The sequence below is a fragment of the Pseudodesulfovibrio mercurii genome (assembly GCF_000189295.2).
Taxonomy (GTDB): Bacteria; Desulfobacterota; Desulfovibrionia; order Desulfovibrionales; family Desulfovibrionaceae; genus Pseudodesulfovibrio; species Pseudodesulfovibrio mercurii.
Genome location: NC_016803.1, coordinates 86,657 through 104,245, shown reverse-complemented (window position 1 = coordinate 104,245; position 17,589 = coordinate 86,657). Strand labels below are relative to the sequence as shown.

Here is a 17,589-nt window from a genome sequence, read left to right as displayed (position 1 = left end):
GGACAATTTTCATCAATGTGATTTTTTCATCTAGTACAATCGCCGTGCCATTTTGGCCTGTTTTTCAATAAAATACAGTAAATCAGTTAGTTAAGTAATCATTTGCTCAGCGCACTCCATCTTAGACATATCTCGATTCGTTCTCGATTCTTAAAAACGAGAATTGAATTATTGAAAATTTAACTGGCAGACAAAGAGTCTTCTTGAGTAAAATATAAATTAAAACAGTATATTAATGACTATTTTATTATGATTGAAAAAACTTTGCGAAATAACTATAGTGTTCGTAGAGCGTAAATGTAGAAAAATGTAAATCGAAATGCAGATACCCGCACCTTCCGATCTCCGGCTCTTCGCCCGGCAGAGCCCGACCCCCATGGCCGTGCTCGGCCCGGACGGGGTCATCGCCTATGCCAACAACGCCTTCACCCGGCTGCTCCCGGCGGACGCACCCTTTCCAGAGGGGCGGCGGCCGGACGAGCTGCCCTTCCACGCCCGGTTCCTGCGGGTCCTCGAGGACGGCCTGGCCCAGGTGGCCCTGACCGGCATGGAGCAGTTGGTGGAGATGGGCGACCCGTCGGCCCCGGACCGGGAGCTGGCCTCCTGCCGCCTGGTGCCCCTGCCCGGCGGCGAGATCGTGGTCGAGGTCCACCGCCACGCCGAGGTGGAGCGGCTGCGCGCGGCCCTGCGCGACGAAAAGGTCCTCCGGCGGCAGTCGGACATGCTCCGCGAGCGCGGCCGGCTGCTCTTCTTCGACGTGGTCAACGAGCTGCCCGTGTTCGTCTACATGCAGCGGCGCGACTACTCCGTGGCCTACGCCAACAAGAAGACCCTGGCCTTCTACGGCGAGGTGGGCGGGCGGCGCTGCTACCAGATGTTCGGCGGCCGCGACGACCCCTGTCCCCACTGCCCTACCTTCCGGGTCTTCGACACGGGCGAGCCCGTGGACTGGCAGTTCACCGACGACGCGGGCCGGACCTTCCACATCTACGACTATCCCTTCGAGGACGAGAACGGGGAGCCCCTGGTCATGGAGCTGGGGGTGGACATCACCGAGCTGAAGCGGGTGGAGCGGGAGCTGTTCCAGGCCCAGAAGATGCGGGCCATCGGCGTGCTTGCGGGCGGCATCGCCCACGACCTGAACAACAACCTGGTCCCGATCATCTTCAATGTAGACTACGCCCTGGGCAAGGCGGACAACACGCCCATGGAGGCCCCCCTGGCCGAGGCCCTGCGCGCCGCGTACAAGGCCTCGGAACTGGTCGAACAGGTCCTGGAGTACAGCCGCCAGCAGGAGGTCAGCCGCTCGCCCCTGCACCTGACCCCCCTGGCCCGCGAGAACCTGGCCATCCTGCAGGGCACCCTGCCCGACCACGTGCGCCTGGACATGGACTGCTCGGCGGACAACGACTGCGTCCTGGCCAACCCCTCCCAGGTCCAGCAGGTTCTGCTCAACCTCTGCCGCAACGCCGTCCAGGCCATGCCCGGCGGCGGCACCCTGTCCGTGCGTCTGTCCAACCTGCACCTGGACTCGCAGAAGGAAGCCCCGCACTCGGGCCTGGCCCTGGGCGACCACGTGGTCCTGACCGTGTCGGACACGGGCCACGGCATAGAGCCGGGCTCGGCGGAGCGCATCTTCGAGCCCTTCTACACGAGCAAGAGCAAGAGCGGCGGCACGGGCATGGGGCTGGCCGTGGTCCACGCCATCGTGACCTGCAACGGCGGGACCATCCACGTGGACTCCGTGCCGGGCCGGGGGACCACCTTCACGGTCTACCTGCCCTGCACCGCCACCCCGGAGACCAAGACCCTGGCCCGCGAAACCCGCCCGGCCGCCCGGTCAACGGGCCGCCTGCTCCTGGTGGACGACGACGCCGGGGCCCTCCAGGCCATGCAGCGCGTCCTGCGCGACGCGGGCTACGAGGTCTTCACGGCCTCCAGCGGACAGGAGGGTCTCAAGGAATTTTTCCGGGGCAAGGGGCGGTTCGACCTGGTGGTCACGGACCAGTCCATGCCCGGCATGACCGGCATGGAGATGGCCGCCCGCGTCCTGGAACACGCTCCGGACGCCAAGGTGGTCATCTGCACCGGCCACGTGGAGGCCCGGCTGGAGGCCCAGGCCCGGCTCACCGGGGTGGCGGGCTTCGTCATGAAGCCCATGTCGCCCCGGACGCTGGTGGAAAACGTCAACAAGTTCCGCATGTAGGACGACCATGGCACGCATACTGATCATCGACGACGACGAGCTCATCCGAAGCGGCCTGTCCCGCTGCTTCGGCGACCTCGGCCACGAGATCCTGACCGCCGACAGCCTGAGCCGGGGGCTGGTCCGGGCGCGCAGCGGCGTGGACGTCATCTACCTGGACCTGAACCTGCCCGACGGCGACGGACACATGTCCATCAACGAGCTGTCCGCCGCGCCCGGCGGGCCCGAGGTCATCGTCCTGACCGGCCTGAAGGACAACTTCGGGGCCCAGGAGACCCTGACCAGCGGGGCCTGGGACTACATCCAAAAACCGGCCACGCCCTCGGTCCTCAAGGCGTCCCTGGAGAGCGCCCTCAAGTACCGCAGCGACAAGTTCGCGGCCCAGCAACCGGCCCGAACCTTCGACGACGGCGGGATCATCGGCAAATCCCCGGCCATGGACCGGGTCCGACAGCTCATGGCCAAGGCCGCCGAGAGCGAGGCCGGGGTGCTCATCCTCGGCGAGACCGGGGCGGGCAAGGAGCTGGCCGCCCAGGCCATCCACCGCAACAGCGCCCGCCGCGACAAGCCCTTCGTGGTCGTGGACTGCTCCAACCTGACCGAGACCCTGCTCGAAAGCGTGCTCTACGGCCACGTCAAGGGGGCCTTCACCGGGGCCATGACCGACCACCGGGGGCTGGTGGCCGAGGCCGACGGCGGCACCCTGTTCCTGGACGAGATCGGCGAGCTGCCGCCCTCCCTGCAGAAGTCCTTCCTGCGCGTGCTCCAGGAGCACCGCTTCCGGCCCGTGGGCTCCTCCCGCGAACAGGCCAGCGACTTCCGGCTCATGGCCGCCACCAACCGCGACCTGGAGGCCATGACCCGGACCGGGACCTTCCGCTCGGACCTGCTCTTCCGGCTGCGCACCCTGGAAATCTCCCTGCCGCCCCTGCGCGAGCGCGACCAGGACGTCATCCTCCTGGCCCGCCACTTCGCCAAGTCGGCCTGCGAACGCTACCGCCTGCCCCCCAAGCAGTTCTCCAAGCAGCTGGCCCGCGTCCTGCACCCCTACACATGGCCCGGCAACGTCCGCGAACTGGGCAACGTCATGGAGGCGGCGGTCATCGCCGCCGGACAGGAGCCGGTCATCTATCCCAAGCACCTGCCCGGCCACATCCGCGTCTCCTCCCTGGACCGGGCCAAGCCCAAGCGCGCCCCGGCCCGGCCCCAGCCGAACCAGGCCACGGACGGCCCCATCCAGGCCTACAACGACTACAAGGCGTTGCGCGACCAGGCCTACTTCCGCCAGCTCATGGACATCTGCGACTTCGACATCCCCGAGGCCAGCCGGTTGTCGGGCCTGAGCGTGCCGAGCATCTACCGCCATCTCTCCCTGGCGGGCATCCGGCGCAACAGGAAATAGCCCGGCCCAAGGGTCTCCCCGCCGCCCCCCGGCCCAGCCCCGACCTTGGGTCCGGGGATCATATGTCACGCGTATACATATTTCCGTGACGACGTTGCCGGTCCGTCCCCGCCATTACATACTTACGCCATTCGCCGACGGAATCCGCCGAGCCATCCCGTGTGCCGGTCAGGACGCCCGCCGCCCGTCGAAACATCCACGCCCAACCCCTTTTGCAAGGAAGTCCACCGATGATCACACGCAGGCATTTTCTCTCCATGAGCGCCGGGGCCCTGGCCCTGTTCCCCTTCCTGTCCGCCCACCGGGTCCTGGCCGCACCGGAAAAGCTGGTCCTGTCCGGCCCGCCCGCGCCCCTGAGCCTCCCCCTGGTCCGCCTGGCCCAACAGTCCCCGGCCGGGCTGCCCGCAATGGAGATGAAGCAGTGGCGCAACCCGGACATCATGCGCGCCTGGATGGTCTCGGGCGAGGCCCAGGTCTCGGCCGCCCCGGCCAACGCCGCCGCCATCCTGTACAACAAAGGGCTGCCGGTCCGCCTCCTGGACGTCAACAACGGCGGCATCCTCAGCCTCCTGACCCGCGATCCGTCCGTCAAGGATTTCACGGACATCAAGGGCAAGAAGGTCCTGCTCTTCTACCGGGGGGACATCCCGGACACCATCGTCCGCTACCTGGCCGCGAAGCAGGGCATCGACCCGGACGCGGACATGACCGTTTCCTACGCGGACTCGCCATTCGAGGCGTTGCAGATGCTTCTGTCCAAGCGCGCGGACACGGTCCTGCTGCCCGAGCCGGCGGCCATGGCGGCCGTGCTCAAGGCCAAGGCGTCCGGCATGGAGCTGCACCGCATCGTGCTCCAGGACGTCTGGGAAAAGGTCACCGGCAACACCCTGTTCCTGCCCCTGGGCGGGACCATCTGCCAGGCCTCCATGGCGGAGAAGGAACCGCAGACCGTGGCCGCGCTCCGGACCGGCATCGGCCAGGCCGTGGACTGGATCAACGCCCACCCGGCCGAGGCCGCCCAACAGTCCGCCGACTTCTTCGGGCTCAAGGCCCCGGTCCTGCAAAAATCCCTGGAGACCTTCCCCATCCGGCGTCTCCCCGCCGCCGAGGCCCGCAAGGACCTGGAATTTTACTACAAGGCCCTGATGGAGCTGTCGCCCAAACTGACGGGCGGCAAGCTGCCGGACGACGCCTTCTACCTGGGCTAGGCAACGGGAGGGAGGATGTCCCGCGCCGCGAGCACGGTCCGGTCCGCCCTGCGGGACCTGCGCTACCCCGCCCTGGGCGTGGCGCTCTTCCTCGCCCTGTGGTGGGTCGGCAGCCTGTGCTACGGCCCGTTCATCCTTCCTTCGCCCCTTGAGGCCTGCCGGGCGCTCTGGCGGCTGACCCTGGAGGGCGCGGTGGGCAAGGCGGCCCTGGTCACGGCCGGGCGCGCCCTGGGCGGCTTCGCCGTGGCCGCCGTGCTCGGCAGCACCGTCGGCATCCTGGCCGGACTCCACCCCGCCCTGGCCCGGACCCTCCGGCCCATCACGGCCATGCTCCTGGGCATCCCGCCCATCGCCTGGATCGTCCTGGCCATGCTCTGGTTCGGCACCACCGGCCTGACCCCGGTGTTCACCGTGGTGGTCACCGCCCTGCCCATCGTCTTCGCCGTGGCCGTGGAGGGCGCGCGCACCCGCGACCGAGGGCTCGAGGACATGGGCCGCTCCTTCGACACGCCCCCGGCCATGCTCTTCCTGGACGTGCGGCTGCCGCACATCCTGTCCTACCTCTTCCCCGGCTGGGTCACGGCCCTGGGATTGTCCTGGAAGGTGGCGGTCATGGCCGAGCTGCTGGCCTCCACCGACGGCATCGGCGCGGACCTGGCCCTGGCCCGGGTCAACCTGGAGACCGCCGACGTCCTTGCCTGGATCATCGTCCTGCTGGCCATGCTCCTGGCCGTGGACCTGCTCCTGCTCGACCCCCTGCAACGGCGCCTGGAGCCCTGGCGCCGCACGGTCCGGTCATCATGACCGCCACGCAAGACGGTCCCGTGCTGGCCTGGGAGCACGTCCACCACGACTACGGCGACGGGCCGGTGCTGGCCGACGTCAGCCTGCGCGTGCTGCCCGGCGAGGTCCTGGCCCTGGCGGGCCGCTCGGGCTGCGGCAAGACCTCCCTGCTGCACATGGCCGCCGGACTGCTCGCGCCCGGCCGGGGGCGGGTGGTCAACACCTTCGCGCACACGGCCTGCGTCTTCCAGGAGCCGAGGCTGCTTCCCTGGCGTCGCACCGTGGACAACATCGCCTTCGGGCTCAAGGCCCTGGGCGTGCCCAGGGCGGACCGCCTGGACCGGGCCCGGCGGCTGGCCGGGCGCATGGGCCTGAACCCCGGCGACCTGGCGAAATTTCCCCATGAACTGAGCGGCGGCATGCGCCAGCGGGTCTCCCTGGCCAGAGCCCTGGCCGTGGAGCCGGACCTGCTCCTCCTGGATGAACCGTTCAGCGCCCTGGACGTGGGCCTCAGGCGCGAACTCCAGGACCTGGTCCGGTCCCTCATGGAGGAGCGCGGCCTGGCCGCCGTGTTCGTGACCCACGACCCGGCCGAGGCGGTCCGCCTGAGCCACCGCGTGGTCATCCTGGCCCCGTCCCCCGGCCGCGTGGTCCACGACCAGGCCATCGACCGGTCCCCGGCGGACCGGGACGCGGACTTCGTCCGACGGACCACCGCCGAACTCCTGGCCGCCCCGCCCGTGCGGGCGGCCTTCGGCAACCACGGGGACGCCCCGACGCCCCCCGAACCAACCGGCATACCGGCAACCAACGAGGTGAGTATGGTGGAATTCAAGCCCGTGCACCTGCCCGAGACGACCCTGGCCACGGACATGGCCGGGCGCAAGGTCCTGGTCAGGACGGAACTCAAGCGGGTCTTCGGCTACAACCCCATGGTCACGGCCCTGCTCTTCGCCCTGGCCCCGGACAGGATCGCGGGGCTGGGCATGCCCCCCATGCCGCCCGAGCGCATGCTGGCGAGCCCGGAATACCTCTCCCTGCCGGTCCTCGGGGTCATGGGCGGCAACTTCGGCGGCGGCAAGACCACCCTGGACAGGGAGGCCGTCGGACAGCGCGGCGTGGACCTGATCCTCTCCCTGACCCTGTTCGCCCTGGACGAGGTCGAGGTGGCCCAGGCCGACCGGCTGCAACAGGAGCTGGGCATCCCGGTGCTCGTCTACGACGGGGGCCTGGACCGCACCGGCGAGGTCCTGCGGCGCGTGGGCGCGCTCCTCGGCGTGCCCGACCGGGGCAACCTCCTGGCCGACTATTTCGAGGAGAAATTCCACCGGATCGTCCGGACCGTGGCGGGCATCCCCCTGGGCGAGCGGCGCACGGTCTACTACGCCCAGTCCCCCACCGGCCTGCTCACCGAGCCCCGGCGCTCCCGCCACGGCGAGCTCATCGAATACGCGGGCGGAGTGAACGTGGCCGAGGTGCACGAGCAGCGCGGCTGCGGCCGCACCCCGGTCTGCGCCACGGACCTGGCCCGCTGGGACCCGGACGTGGTCGTCATGCTCTCGGACGAAGGCAAGTCTCCGCAACGGCTGTACAACCGAATCCGGACCGATCCCTTCTGGTCCCGGCTCAAGGCCGTGCGCAACCAGGCCGTGTTCGAGCCTCCGGCGGGCATGTACCACTGGTTCGACCGGCCGCCGTCCGTGAACCGGCTCATGGGGCTGATCTGGCTGACCAACCTGCTCTACCCCGAGTGGTTCGGCTGGGACATGATCCGGGAGACCAGGGAGTTCTACAAGCTGTTCTACCGCATGGACCTCGGCCCCAAGCAGGTGGAGACCCTGCTCGGCCCGAGCCTGAAGGGGCTGGCCAACTAGCCCGCGCTTTTTCCTTGTCCTTTGCATCGCTCTTTGCCAACATGGGAACATGGCAAAGTGCCGGTCCCGCACGGCCCGGCCGCAACCCGCAAGGAGGATGCATGAACGAGAAAGCCCGATTGTCCCGGCGCGAGTTCCTGTCCGTGGCCGCCGGAACCGTGGTCGCCATAGGTCTGCCCGGCCTGTTCGCCACGGTGGCCGAGGCCCGGCAGGCGGAACTGGCCGGACTGCTCCGGCCCGACGGACGCCCCCGCGTCCCGCCGGGCCAGACCGTGATCGAACGCATCGAGGACATGGGCGGCAGGCCCGGCTCGCCCCGGCCCGAGGACTTCGCCCTGCGCGTCCAAGGCGAGGTCGCGACCCCGCTTGAACTCGATTTCCAGGGGCTCATGGACCTCGGCCAGCAGGACTTCACCTGCGACGTCCACTGTGTGACCGGCTGGACCCTCCTGGACGCCGCCTGGCGCGGCGTGTCGCTCTCCACCATCCTCGACCGCGCGCAACCCACGGCGGACGCCCGGTTCGTCGTCTTCCAGGCCGCCCACGGCTACACCACGAGCATCCCGCTGACCGAAGCCAGCAAGCCGGACGTGTTCCTGGCCCACAGCCTGTTCGGCGCGCCCCTGCCCGGCCCCAACGGCGGCCCGGTGCGCGGGGTGGTCCCGGACCGCTACTTCTACAAGAGCGCCAAGTGGGTGGAAGGGATCAAGATCGTCGCCCGCGACGAACGCGGCTACTGGGAAAAGCGCGGCTACAGCAACTCCGCCGACCCCTGGAAGGAGGAACGCTACTCGCGCTAGGCGGCCCGGTCCGCTCCGGCGCGAAAAGGGCCCGTCTCCCTTGAGACGGGCCCTTTCGCGTTCAAGGCCGGGGACGCGGGCAACCGCCCCGCCCCGATCATTTGGTCTGGGCCACGGTCTCCGTCCGGGGCGGCTCGCCGCCCAGGGCCTGGTACAGGGTCACGTAGTTGGTCAGCCGGCTGTACAGGTTCTCGGCCGCGGACTGCTCGGCGATGCGCCGGGTGTCCTGGGCGTCCAGCCAGTCCTTGAGAGTTCCGGAGCCAGCCTTGTAACGGACCTCGTAGATCCGCTCCACCTCGCGGGCGGCGGTCAGATTCTCGGCCAGATGGTTGGCCCGCTCGGCCAGGCGGTCGCGGTTGGACAGGGCGTCCTCGACTTCCTTCATGGCCTCGTACAGGGTCTGGCGGAAGTTGACCACGGCCTCGTCGAAGTCGGCCTGGGAGACCTTGAGCTGCAGCTGCAGGGTGTTCCAGTTGAGGAACGGAAAGGTCAGGCTGGAGACCAGGGCGGCCACGGGGTTGTTCAGCAGGTCGGACAGCTCGGTGCTGGCGCTGCCCAGCGAGCCGGTCAGGGTCAGGGGGGGATAGAAGTCGGCCTTGGCCGCGTCCGTGTCGGCCAGGTACTCGCGCAGCCGCAGCTCGGCCGCGCGCAGGTCCGGGCGGCGGCCCAGGAGCTGGGCGGGCAGTCCCGCCGGGATGGGCGGAAGCGCGGCCATGGACAGGGTCTCCGGGTCGGCCATGGTCTTGCCCGGCGGCATGTCGAAAAGCACGGCCAGGGCGTTGATGTCCTCCTGGCGCGCCTGGCGCAGGGTCTGGTTGGTGGCCAGCAGGCTGGCCAGGTCCTGGCGGCTCTGGTTGACCTCCAGGGACGAGGCCGCGCCCCACCGCTCCTGGGACTCGGTCAGGGCCAGGGTCTGCCGGGACGACTCGATGTTGCTCTCGCTGAGTTGCAACCGCACGTTGTCGTAGGCGATGCCCCAGTAGAGCTTCATGGTCGTGCCCACCAGGGACAGGGCCGTGCCCTGGCGGTCCTGCTCCGTGGCCAGGGCCTCCCACTCGGCCGAGTCGCGCGCGCTGGAGAGCCTGCCCCACAGGTCGGCCTCCCAGCTGATGCCGAACTTGGCGGAATAATCCGTGTCCCAGCCGCCCCGCTTGAGGGACTTTTCGCTGTCCGTGCCCAGGGAGGCGGACAGGTTCGGGGTCATGTCCTCCCAGGCCAGTCCGGCCTGGTACTGGGCCTTGCGCACCTTGATGGCCGCGGCGGCCAGGTCGTTGTTGCGCTCGAGGGCCAGGGCCACCAGCCGGGTCAGGGCCGGGTCGCCGAAGTCCGTGGGCCAGGTCGCGGCCGGGGAGACCTCGGCGGCGGACGCGGTCCACTGCGCGGGCGTGGTCGTCTCCGGCGGGGTGAAGTCGGTCTTGAGCAGCGCCCCGCAACCGGACAGGGGCAGGAGGAGAAGCAGGAGCGAAACGATGTATCTATGCATGAATGTTTCCGTTTGTTATTCGCGGACCAGGGCGTCCACCGGGTCCAGGCGCGATGCGCTGCGGGCCGGGAGGTAGCCGAAGGCCACGCCGATGAGGGTGGAGCAGACAAAGGCCAGGACCATGGAGGCCGTGGAATAGACCATGGTGTAGCTGCTGCCGCTTTCGGCCACGAGCACGCCCACCCCCAGGGCCAGGAGGATGCCGAGGACGCCGCCCAGCAGGCAGACCAGCACGGCCTCGATGAGGAACTGGCTCATGATGTCGCCGCGCCGCGCGCCCACGGCCATGCGCACGCCGATCTCGCGGGTCCGCTCGGTCACGGACACGAGCATGATGTTCATCACCCCGATGCCGCCGACCACCAGGGAGATGACCGCGATGGCCGAGATGAGCAGGGTCATGGTCTGGGTGGTGCTCTCGATGGTCTTGCGGATGGTGTCCGTGTTCATGATGAAGAAGTCCTTGAGCTTGTGCCGGCGGGTCAGGAGGTGATTGATGCCCTGCTCGGCGGCCTGCATGGGCGCGCCGTCCTTGACCCGCACGGTGATGCTGCCGAGGTAGGACTGGCCGATCATGCGGTGCATGGCCGTGGTGTACGGCACCCATATGTTCAGGGAGTCGCTGTTGGGGCCGAAGGTCTGCTTCGCCTTGGTCACGCCGATGATCCGGCAGGGCACGCTTCCCAGGATGATGACCTTGCCCACCACCTGCTCGCCCGCGCTGAACAGCCGCTTGTACGTGTTCTGGTCGATGACCGCCACCTGGCCGATCTTGCGGACCATGTCGGCGTCGAAGGACCGACCCTGGTCCATCTCGTAGCCGTAGACCCGGAAGTACAGTTCGTTCACGCCCGAGACCGAGGCGTCCACGTCCACGTTGCGGTAGCGCAGGTCCACCGAGGTGGAGACCTTGGGCGTGACGCTGTCCACATAGGACTGCCGGGCCAGGACATCGGCGTCCGAGGGCACCAGGGTGTGGATGTTCCCGGACCGGCGGTCGCCGAAGTCCTCGCCCGGAAAGATGTCGATGACGTTGGTGCCGATGGCGCTGATGTCGTTCAGCACGCGCTGCTGCGAGCCCTGGCCCAGGGCCACCACCGAGACCACCGAGGCGATGCCGATGATGATCCCGAGCATGGTCAGGAAGGTGCGCAGCTTGTGCGCGGCCATGGCCGACAGGGCCATGCGCAGCAGCTCGCGCGCCTGGTCCAGCCAGGCCACGGCGTTGCGCTTGACCGGCTCCGGACGGCTCGCGGCGGGCGCGGCCGGGGGCGCGGCCTCGTTGGCCCGGTCCGAGATGATCTCGCCGTCGCGGATCTCGATGATCCTGCGGGCGAAGGCGGCCACCTCCATATCGTGGGTCACGACCACGATGGTGTGCCCCTCGGCGTTGAGTTCGGTCAGAAGGTTCATGGTCTCGCGGCCGCTGTGGCTGTCCAGGGCCCCGGTGGGCTCGTCGGCCAGGATGACCTGACCGCCGTTCATCAGGGCGCGCGAGATGGACACCCGCTGCTGCTGGCCGCCGGAAAGCTGGCCGGGCCGGTAGTTGATGCGGTCCCCGAGGCCCAGCCGCCGGAGCAGCTCGGCCGCCCGTTTCCGGCGCGCCGCCGGGGCCATGCCCTCGTAGATGGCGGGCATCTCCACGTTGTCCAGCGCCGTCAGCGAGGAAAGCAGGTGGTAGCGCTGGAAGATGAAGCCGAAATGCTCGCGCCGCAGCCGCGCCAGTTCGTCGGCGTCCAGCTCGGACACGTCCCGGCCCGCGATGCGGTAGGTCCCGCTGGTGGCGGAATCCAGGCAGCCCAGGATGTTCATCAGCGTGGACTTGCCCGAACCCGAGGCCCCGACGATGGCGACCATCTCCCCGGCCTCGATGCTCAGGTTCACGTCCTTGAGCACGGCCATGGGCTGGTCGCCCGCCGGGTATTCCTTGCGCAGGTTCTCGATGTGCAGCAGCGGCATGGTTAGAACCCCATGGGCCCGTGGCGGCGGCTCGACTGGCTGACCACGGTGTCGGCATCGGCCTCGCCCAGGATGACCAGGTCGCCCTCGGTCAGGCCGTCCAGGACCTGGATGTTGACCGAATCCGAGAGCCCCGTGCGCACGCCGCGGACCTCGGCCCGGTTGTCCTGGGTCAGGACTCGGACCGAGTAGTGCCCCTGCTTGTCCTTGTCGCCCAGGGCGCTCTCGGGGATAAGCAGGACGTTCCTGGCCTCGTCGAGCACGATGGTCACCTCGGCGGTCATGGAGATGCGCAGCTTGTGGTCCGGGTTGGCCACGTCGAACAGGGCGTTGTAGTAGATGGCCTCGTCGCTGGAGCTGGTGGTCGTGCCGTCGTCGTCCGTCAGGATGGACGAAGGCGCGGGCTCGATGCTCCGCAGGGTGGCCTCGTACTTGTTGTCCGGCTCGCCGAGGATGGTGAAATAGACCTTCTGGCCGGGCTTGACGTGGACCACGTCCGCCTCGGAGACCTCGGACTCCACGGTCATGGTGTCGAGCTGGGCCAGCTTGACGATGGTCGGCGTGGACTGGGCCGCGTTCACGGTCTGGCCCTCCTTGGTGACGACCGCCACCACCACCCCGTCCATGGGCGCGGTGATCTTGGTGTAGCCGAGGTCAACCCTGGCCGTGTCCACGTCGATGGCCGCGGCCACGATCTGGGCGTCCAGGGAGGCGATGTCCGCCCTGGTCTCGGCCAGGGTGGCCTGGGCGTCCTCGTAATCCTGGCGCGAGGTGGCCTTGGACTTGAGCATCTTCTGCTGGCGGGTGTACTCGGACTGGGCCTGTTGCAGGGTGGCCACCTTGGCTGCCCGCTCGGCCTTGATCTTCTCCAGGTCGGCCTCGGCGATGCGCAGGGCGTTCTCCTGGGACTGGGCGTCGATCTCGGCGATGAGGTCGCCCTCCTTGACCGCGTCGCCCAGCTCCACCTTGAGGGAGTTGACCTGGCCCGAGGCCTGGGCGCCCACGCTGACCTGCTTGAAGGCCGTCAGGGTCCCGGTGGCCAGGACCGTCTCCTGGACGTCGCCCCGGGTCACGGGCGAGGTCAGATACTGCATGGGCGCCGATGCGGGAAAGAAGTACAGCTTGACGCCCACGCCCAGCCCGACGAGGACGAGAACGGCGGCCGCCTTGTATAACCATTTCATATGGACTCCAAAATGCCTTACGGTTGTACGTTCACGGGCGACATCGCCCGCTTGGTGCAAGCACCATAGGGTATTCTTCGGTCCAGAGGGGTTAAAGGATACTCAGAAATTGTAAAAAAGTGTAAAAACGGCGGCGGAAAAGCTCCACCGCCGGGACATCCGGACGTCCGCAAACCCGGCCGCAGACCAAGGAGCCGAGAAATGAAAAAACGGCCGTTCCCCGCCCTCCGCGTTTCCTCCGAAAAAACGCTTCGGCACTGCATTTTTTCTTCAACGCGCGCTTTCCGATCGGAAACCCTTCCGCGTGGGCGACGACGCGAATGACAAATTCGGCAGAATTAGGCACCCTCTGCGCCCCTGTGAACAACTCGACATTCTTGACCAAATATGAACAGCCTTCATTCTTGTAGCAGGCCCCTCCTCCGCGTTCCAAACGGAAAACGGTCCACAGGTTTTGATTGACACCCCGTTATTCGGACGTATATCTTTTCGCTTTGAAATACATATGGTTATTATCATTTTTGAGAGGAGAAAAAATGCATAAGATCAATCCCGATGAATGTCAGTTCTGCGGCGCCTGCCAGAGCGTCTGTCCTTCCGACGCCATCATCCACCCCGAGGGCAAAAACTACTACGAGATCACCGAAGACTGCATCGACTGCGGCTCCTGCGAAGCCGAATGCGGCTTCAACGCGATCAGCGAAGAGGAGTAGCGGCAATTCCCCGATCCGGAGGTCTCCCTGACCGCCGGTCGGTCCCAAAACGGCACCTGAAATCCTTCAGGTGCCGTTTTGCATGGGAAAAGCATAACTATCGGTGCCCCCTCCCAGAACCGGACGACAGCGCCCCCCCGGCGCAAACGCCGGACACGTTTTACCGTAACGCACCAATAAAAAAGTGGCTTATCTCATTCGAGACAAGCCACTGATATTCCTGGCGGAGAGGGAGGGATTCGAACCCCCGGACGAGTCGCCCCGTCTCTGGTTTTCAAGACCAGCGCATTAAACCGAGCTCTGCCACCTCTCCTTTGGGATCGGCGCGGGGTGGGACGCCGATTTGTGGGATACCGTTTGTAGAAACCGTATCCCGGAATGTCAAGGAACAAAAGGGGATCGGGCGGAAGGCCGGGGCTATTCCCCGCCGGATGCATTCGCGTTTGACACCTTGTGGCGCTTCACGTATGGGAAGAATTGACTGAAATTCAAACAAAACGACGGGATATCCCATGAAAACCCCGCAAGAAGTCTTTGCCGAATACCTGGCCGCCGAGAACCTGAAGATGACCCCCCAGCGGCGGGTCATCCTCGATACCCTGCTCAGGAAGAATGACCACCTCTCCTCCGAGGAGCTCTACGCCCTGGTCAAGAAACGGGACGCCTCCATCGGCCAGGCCACGGTCTACCGAACCCTCAAGCTGCTCAGCGACTCCGGGCTGATCGAGCCCCTGGACTTCGCCGACGGCGTGACCCGCTACGAGCCCTGCTACGGCAAGGACCACCACGATCACCTCATCTGCGAGAACTGCGGCAAGAACATCGAGATCGTGGACGAGGTCATCGAGCGCCGCCAGGAGCAGCTGGCCAGGGAGCACGGCTTCACCCTCCTGCGCCACAAGATGTATCTCTACGGCCTGTGCCCGGAGTGCCGCAAGAAATAGCCTATTCCTCGATGCCGGCCAGGAACCGCGCCAGGGCCGGAATCTCGCCGTGCACGGCGTGCCACGTGTAGCGGTTGTTCACCTTTTCGCCCTCGGCCACGAACTGGACGCCCAGCCCGATGGCCCCGCCCCGCCCGGAAAAACGGCTGCGGATGGCGCCCAGCACCGTGAAAAACGAGTACTTGCGCGTCTTCGGGCTCCACACGCTGACCCGCAGGACCAGCTGGCTGCCCTTGTCCAGGGGCGGCATCCCCCCCTTGGGATTGACGATGTACAGACGCATGCCGCCCGCCGAGATGTTCTCCACGGCCAGCCGGGTGCTGTCGTCGTAGCGGGCCGGGTTGTTCACGGTCTGCAGCTCCGGGCGGAGCATCCAGAAGGTCCGCGCCCTGGCGCCGCTCCACGCCTTGACCCGGACCGCGCCCTCGCGGGCGACCCGCTGGCGGGAGTGCCGCCGCCGCAAAATGAACCGGTAACGCACCGGCGTGAGCAGGCTCAGTTCCTTGAGGACCACGCCGCGCTTGCGCACGCGGGCCACCAGGGTGACGAAGGCGTTGATGCGGCTGCCCGCATAGGCGAAGGGCCGGGTGAAGCAGATGACCGGCTGGTACTTGAGCTGGGTGAAGGTGGGGTTCGCGTCGAGCAGCTGGAGCTGCATCTTGCCCCCGGCCACGCTGGCCACGCGCGCGTCGCAGAGCTTCCGGCCCACCGCCCCGCCCGTGTACAGGCAGACCTCCAGGACCACGCCCCGCGAAACCAGGTAGTTCTCCACGGCGCGGCGCTTGCGCCGCCGGAGCAACCGGGCCGCCCAGCGTCCGAGCACGTGCAGGATGAGCAGCCGGTAGCGCCACAGGACGTAGACCACGACCATGGGAACGGCCACGGACAGCGTTCGGAACAGCAGTTCCGAGACGTTGAAATAGCCGCCGCCGAAGGTGCGCTGCACCTCGCGCAGGTAATTGGACTGGGCCAGGAATCGGACCATCTTACCACCGGTCGCGGTTCAAGAGGTTGACGCTCGTTGCCTCTACTCCGGACCCTCTGCAATTTCAATACCTTCCGGCACACTCCCGGACCGGACCGGGCCCGCCGCCCCGGACACCGTCCGCCAGCCGCGCCGAAATGGATGCCACAACCACCCTGAATACAAGGACATACCCACGGCCATCCGGGGGCGCGTTCCCGCGATCAGAGGTACTTGTGCTCGCTCAGGTAGAGCAGGACCTCGTGGGCCGCCTCGTTGGGGGTCAGCTCCGAGGTGTCGATGCGCAGCTCCGGGTTCTCGGGCTCGATGTACGGGTCGTCCACGCCGGTCAGCCCCTTGATGATGCCCGCCCTGGCCTTGGCGTAGATGCCCTTGCGGTCGCGCTGCTCGCAGACGGCCAGCGGCGTGCTGACGTGGATCTCGATGAACCCGCCGTACTCCTCCACCGCCGCCCTGGCGTGCCGCCGGGACTCGGCGTAGGGCGCGATGGGCGCGCAGATGGCCACCCCGCCGTTCTTGACGATCTCGCTGGCCACGAAGCCGATGCGGGTCACGTTCAGGTTGCGGTGCTCCTTGCTGAAGGACAGCTCGCTGGACAGGTTGGTGCGCACGATGTCGCCGTCGAGCAGGGACACGGGGCGGCTGTTCAGCTCCAGGAGCTTGACGAACAGGACCTTGGCCAGGGTGGACTTGCCCGCCCCGGACAGGCCGGTGAAGAACAGGGTGAACCCCTGCTCCCGGCGCGGCTTGTACGTGCGCGACAGCTCCTTGAGCACGCCGGGGAAGGACATCCAGTCCGGCACGGGCTCGCCGCGCGAGAGCAGGTCCACCACCGCGTCGTGGTCGTTGGCGCACAGCCCGCCCGTGTCCGAGCGCACGTATTGGCCCGAGGCCCGGTCCAGGGCCATGCAGTGCTCGGCCACCGGGGTGATGCCGGTGTCCGCCGCATGGTCCATGAGCCAGCGGATGTGCGCCTCGTACTCCTCGGACAGGGCGTTCTGCCTCGGCTCGGCCTTGGCGGCGTCCCAGACGAGCATGTGGGTGCAGCCGTAGTTCTTGTTGACGATGGCCCGGAGCAGCGCGCCCCGCGGACCCATGTGGCGCTCGAACCACGGGGTCAGGTTCAGCTTGGCCATGCTCCGGGGAAAGGTCTCGGTGAACTGCTGGAAGCTGCGCACCAGGCTGAAGTGGGACACGCTGAAATACATGGACGGCTTGAGCAGGGGCGAGAGCAGCAGGCTGGCCCCCTGGTCCCGGGCGATCTCCTCGAGCATGGCCCGGTCCGCCTTGTGCAGCGGCCTGCCCGCCTGCACGGCCAGGACCTTGCGCCATCCCTTCTGGACGAAGGATCGCTGGACCTCGGCCGGGGTCAGGCGGATCTCGGTGAAGTCGTAGCGCTGGGGGAAGGACACGCCCTCCACCCGGCCGCCGATGTACCACGGTTCGGCCAGGCCGCAGGAGCAGCCGTCCTCCGGTCCGGGCAGCGCGCCCTCGCCCCGGATGGCCGCGGCCTCGGCCGCAAGGTCCGGCTTCCAGACCTCGGACACGGTCAGCACGGCGAGCATAAACCCCTCGGCGTCGCGCACGGCCACGCTCTCGCCCGGCGTCAGGCTCGCGGCGAACTCCGCGCTCACGCCCAGGCACAGGGGCAGGGGCCACAGGGTCCCGTCGCTCAGGCGCATGCTCTCCAGGACCGACTCGTAGTCCTTCCGGCCGAGGTAGCCGTCCAGGGGGTAGAAGGCCCGGTTGAGGAGCATCTCCAGGTCGCAGAGCTGGCGGGGATTCAGGTTGACGGACTTGAACTCGGTGGCCCGCTCCTTGAGGAGCTCCACCCGGCGGAAATGGACCAGCAGGTTCTCCGCGTTGTGCGCGGGCAGGGAATCGGTATACTGCATCGTCTCGGTTCTCGCATGTTGTACGACAGGTCCGGAATGGCCGTGGACGCCGGGCCGTGTCCCGGACCATGGCAGTCCGAACACGTACCCAAGCAAGCACTTACTATCGTTTATCTTCATGCGCAAGGGCGGACCGCCCCCCGAAAATCGTAA

The 17,589-nt window shown here is 67.3% G+C and carries 13 protein-coding genes and 1 tRNA gene; 8 read left to right on the top strand and 6 right to left on the bottom strand.

The annotated features are described in order from the left end of the window. Positions 1 to 319: 319 nt before the first annotated feature. The 6 genes from DND132_RS00485 to DND132_RS00460 all read left to right on the top strand — a co-directional run bounded on the left by DND132_RS00485 (position 320) and on the right by DND132_RS00460 (position 8,273). On the top strand, positions 320 to 2,206 hold the full coding sequence (locus tag DND132_RS00485; protein ID WP_014320740.1) for a hybrid sensor histidine kinase/response regulator: 1,887 nt from the start codon (positions 320 to 322) through the stop codon (positions 2,204 to 2,206). A gap of 7 nt (positions 2,207 to 2,213) precedes the next feature. Continuing rightward, a complete protein-coding gene (locus DND132_RS00480) occupies positions 2,214 to 3,608 on the top strand; it encodes a sigma-54-dependent transcriptional regulator (RefSeq protein WP_014320739.1) in 1,395 nt (464 codons plus the stop codon). A gap of 230 nt (positions 3,609 to 3,838) precedes the next feature. After that, positions 3,839 to 4,816, top strand: coding sequence for an ABC transporter substrate-binding protein (locus DND132_RS00475; protein WP_014320738.1), 978 nt, complete (start codon positions 3,839 to 3,841; stop codon positions 4,814 to 4,816). Between the two features lie 15 nt (positions 4,817 to 4,831). Beyond that, positions 4,832 to 5,620: an ABC transporter permease gene (locus tag DND132_RS00470; RefSeq protein WP_014320737.1), complete on the top strand. Its 789-nt coding sequence runs from the start codon at positions 4,832 to 4,834 to the stop codon at positions 5,618 to 5,620. After that, positions 5,617 to 7,473, top strand: coding sequence for an ATP-binding cassette domain-containing protein (locus tag DND132_RS17910; protein WP_014320736.1), 1,857 nt, complete (start codon positions 5,617 to 5,619; stop codon positions 7,471 to 7,473). The genes DND132_RS00470 and DND132_RS17910 overlap by 4 nt, the downstream gene beginning before the upstream one ends. Positions 7,474 to 7,574: 101 nt before the next feature. Next, positions 7,575 to 8,273: a molybdopterin-dependent oxidoreductase gene (locus DND132_RS00460; RefSeq protein WP_014320735.1), complete on the top strand. Its 699-nt coding sequence runs from the start codon at positions 7,575 to 7,577 to the stop codon at positions 8,271 to 8,273. A 97-nt stretch (positions 8,274 to 8,370) separates the two neighbouring features. On the opposite strand, the gene DND132_RS00455 is transcribed toward DND132_RS00460, so the two are convergent. The 3 genes from DND132_RS00455 to DND132_RS00445 are packed head-to-tail and all read right to left on the bottom strand — an operon-like array spanning position 8,371 to position 12,899. Next, positions 8,371 to 9,756, bottom strand: a complete 1,386-nt coding sequence (locus DND132_RS00455) for an efflux transporter outer membrane subunit (protein WP_014320734.1) — start codon at positions 9,754 to 9,756, stop codon at positions 8,371 to 8,373. 15 nt (positions 9,757 to 9,771) lie between these two features. Further along, entirely contained in the window at positions 9,772 to 11,715 is a 1,944-nt protein-coding gene (locus tag DND132_RS00450; protein WP_014320733.1) for a MacB family efflux pump subunit, read from the bottom strand. Positions 11,716 to 11,717: 2 nt separating this feature from the next. Further along, positions 11,718 to 12,899, bottom strand: a complete 1,182-nt coding sequence (locus DND132_RS00445; protein WP_014320732.1) for an efflux RND transporter periplasmic adaptor subunit — start codon at positions 12,897 to 12,899, stop codon at positions 11,718 to 11,720. A 536-nt stretch (positions 12,900 to 13,435) separates the two neighbouring features. On the opposite strand from DND132_RS00445, the gene DND132_RS00440 reads away from it, so the two are divergent. After that, complete coding sequence (locus DND132_RS00440) at positions 13,436 to 13,612, top strand: ATP-binding protein (protein WP_014320731.1); 177 nt, start codon at positions 13,436 to 13,438, stop codon at positions 13,610 to 13,612. Positions 13,613 to 13,833: 221 nt separating this feature from the next. Here DND132_RS00440 and DND132_RS00435 read toward each other — a convergent pair. Further along, positions 13,834 to 13,925 (bottom strand) — tRNA-Ser (locus DND132_RS00435). Between the two features lie 199 nt (positions 13,926 to 14,124). Between DND132_RS00435 and DND132_RS00430 the strand changes: the two genes are divergently transcribed. Then, on the top strand, positions 14,125 to 14,556 hold the full coding sequence (locus DND132_RS00430) for a Fur family transcriptional regulator (RefSeq protein WP_014320730.1): 432 nt from the start codon (positions 14,125 to 14,127) through the stop codon (positions 14,554 to 14,556). A 1-nt stretch (position 14,557) separates the two neighbouring features. Here the strand turns inward: DND132_RS00430 and DND132_RS00425 are convergent, their stop codons facing one another. Both DND132_RS00425 and cysC read right to left on the bottom strand, forming a co-directional pair. Then, positions 14,558 to 15,541 carry a hypothetical protein gene (locus DND132_RS00425; protein ID WP_014320729.1) on the bottom strand — a complete coding sequence of 328 codons (984 nt, stop codon included), beginning with the start codon at positions 15,539 to 15,541 and terminating at the stop codon, positions 14,558 to 14,560. A 203-nt stretch (positions 15,542 to 15,744) separates the two neighbouring features. Then, the gene (gene cysC / locus DND132_RS00420) at positions 15,745 to 17,436 is read right to left on the bottom strand and encodes an adenylyl-sulfate kinase (RefSeq protein ID WP_014320728.1); all 1,692 of its coding nucleotides are present in this window, start codon (positions 17,434 to 17,436) and stop codon (positions 15,745 to 15,747) included. Between the last annotated feature and the right edge of the window lie 153 nt (positions 17,437 to 17,589).

Excerpts from the sequence above, each read along its gene's own strand:
- DND132_RS00485 (WP_014320740.1), top strand. The coding sequence starts at position 320 with ATGCAGATACCCGCACCTTCCGATCTCCGGCTCTTCGCCCGGCAGAGC.
- DND132_RS00480 (WP_014320739.1), top strand. The coding sequence starts at position 2,214 with ATGGCACGCATACTGATCATCGACGACGACGAGCTCATCCGAAGCGGC.
- DND132_RS00475 (WP_014320738.1), top strand. The coding sequence starts at position 3,839 with ATGATCACACGCAGGCATTTTCTCTCCATGAGCGCCGGGGCCCTGGCC.
- DND132_RS00470 (WP_014320737.1), top strand. The coding sequence starts at position 4,832 with ATGTCCCGCGCCGCGAGCACGGTCCGGTCCGCCCTGCGGGACCTGCGC.
- DND132_RS17910 (WP_014320736.1), top strand. The coding sequence starts at position 5,617 with ATGACCGCCACGCAAGACGGTCCCGTGCTGGCCTGGGAGCACGTCCAC.
- DND132_RS00460 (WP_014320735.1), top strand. The coding sequence starts at position 7,575 with ATGAACGAGAAAGCCCGATTGTCCCGGCGCGAGTTCCTGTCCGTGGCC.
- DND132_RS00455 (WP_014320734.1), bottom strand. The coding sequence starts at position 9,756 with ATGCATAGATACATCGTTTCGCTCCTGCTTCTCCTCCTGCCCCTGTCC.
- DND132_RS00450 (WP_014320733.1), bottom strand. The coding sequence starts at position 11,715 with ATGCCGCTGCTGCACATCGAGAACCTGCGCAAGGAATACCCGGCGGGC.
- DND132_RS00445 (WP_014320732.1), bottom strand. The coding sequence starts at position 12,899 with ATGAAATGGTTATACAAGGCGGCCGCCGTTCTCGTCCTCGTCGGGCTG.
- DND132_RS00440 (WP_014320731.1), top strand. The coding sequence starts at position 13,436 with ATGCATAAGATCAATCCCGATGAATGTCAGTTCTGCGGCGCCTGCCAG.
- DND132_RS00430 (WP_014320730.1), top strand. The coding sequence starts at position 14,125 with ATGAAAACCCCGCAAGAAGTCTTTGCCGAATACCTGGCCGCCGAGAAC.
- DND132_RS00425 (WP_014320729.1), bottom strand. The coding sequence starts at position 15,541 with ATGGTCCGATTCCTGGCCCAGTCCAATTACCTGCGCGAGGTGCAGCGC.
- cysC (WP_014320728.1), bottom strand. The coding sequence starts at position 17,436 with ATGCAGTATACCGATTCCCTGCCCGCGCACAACGCGGAGAACCTGCTG.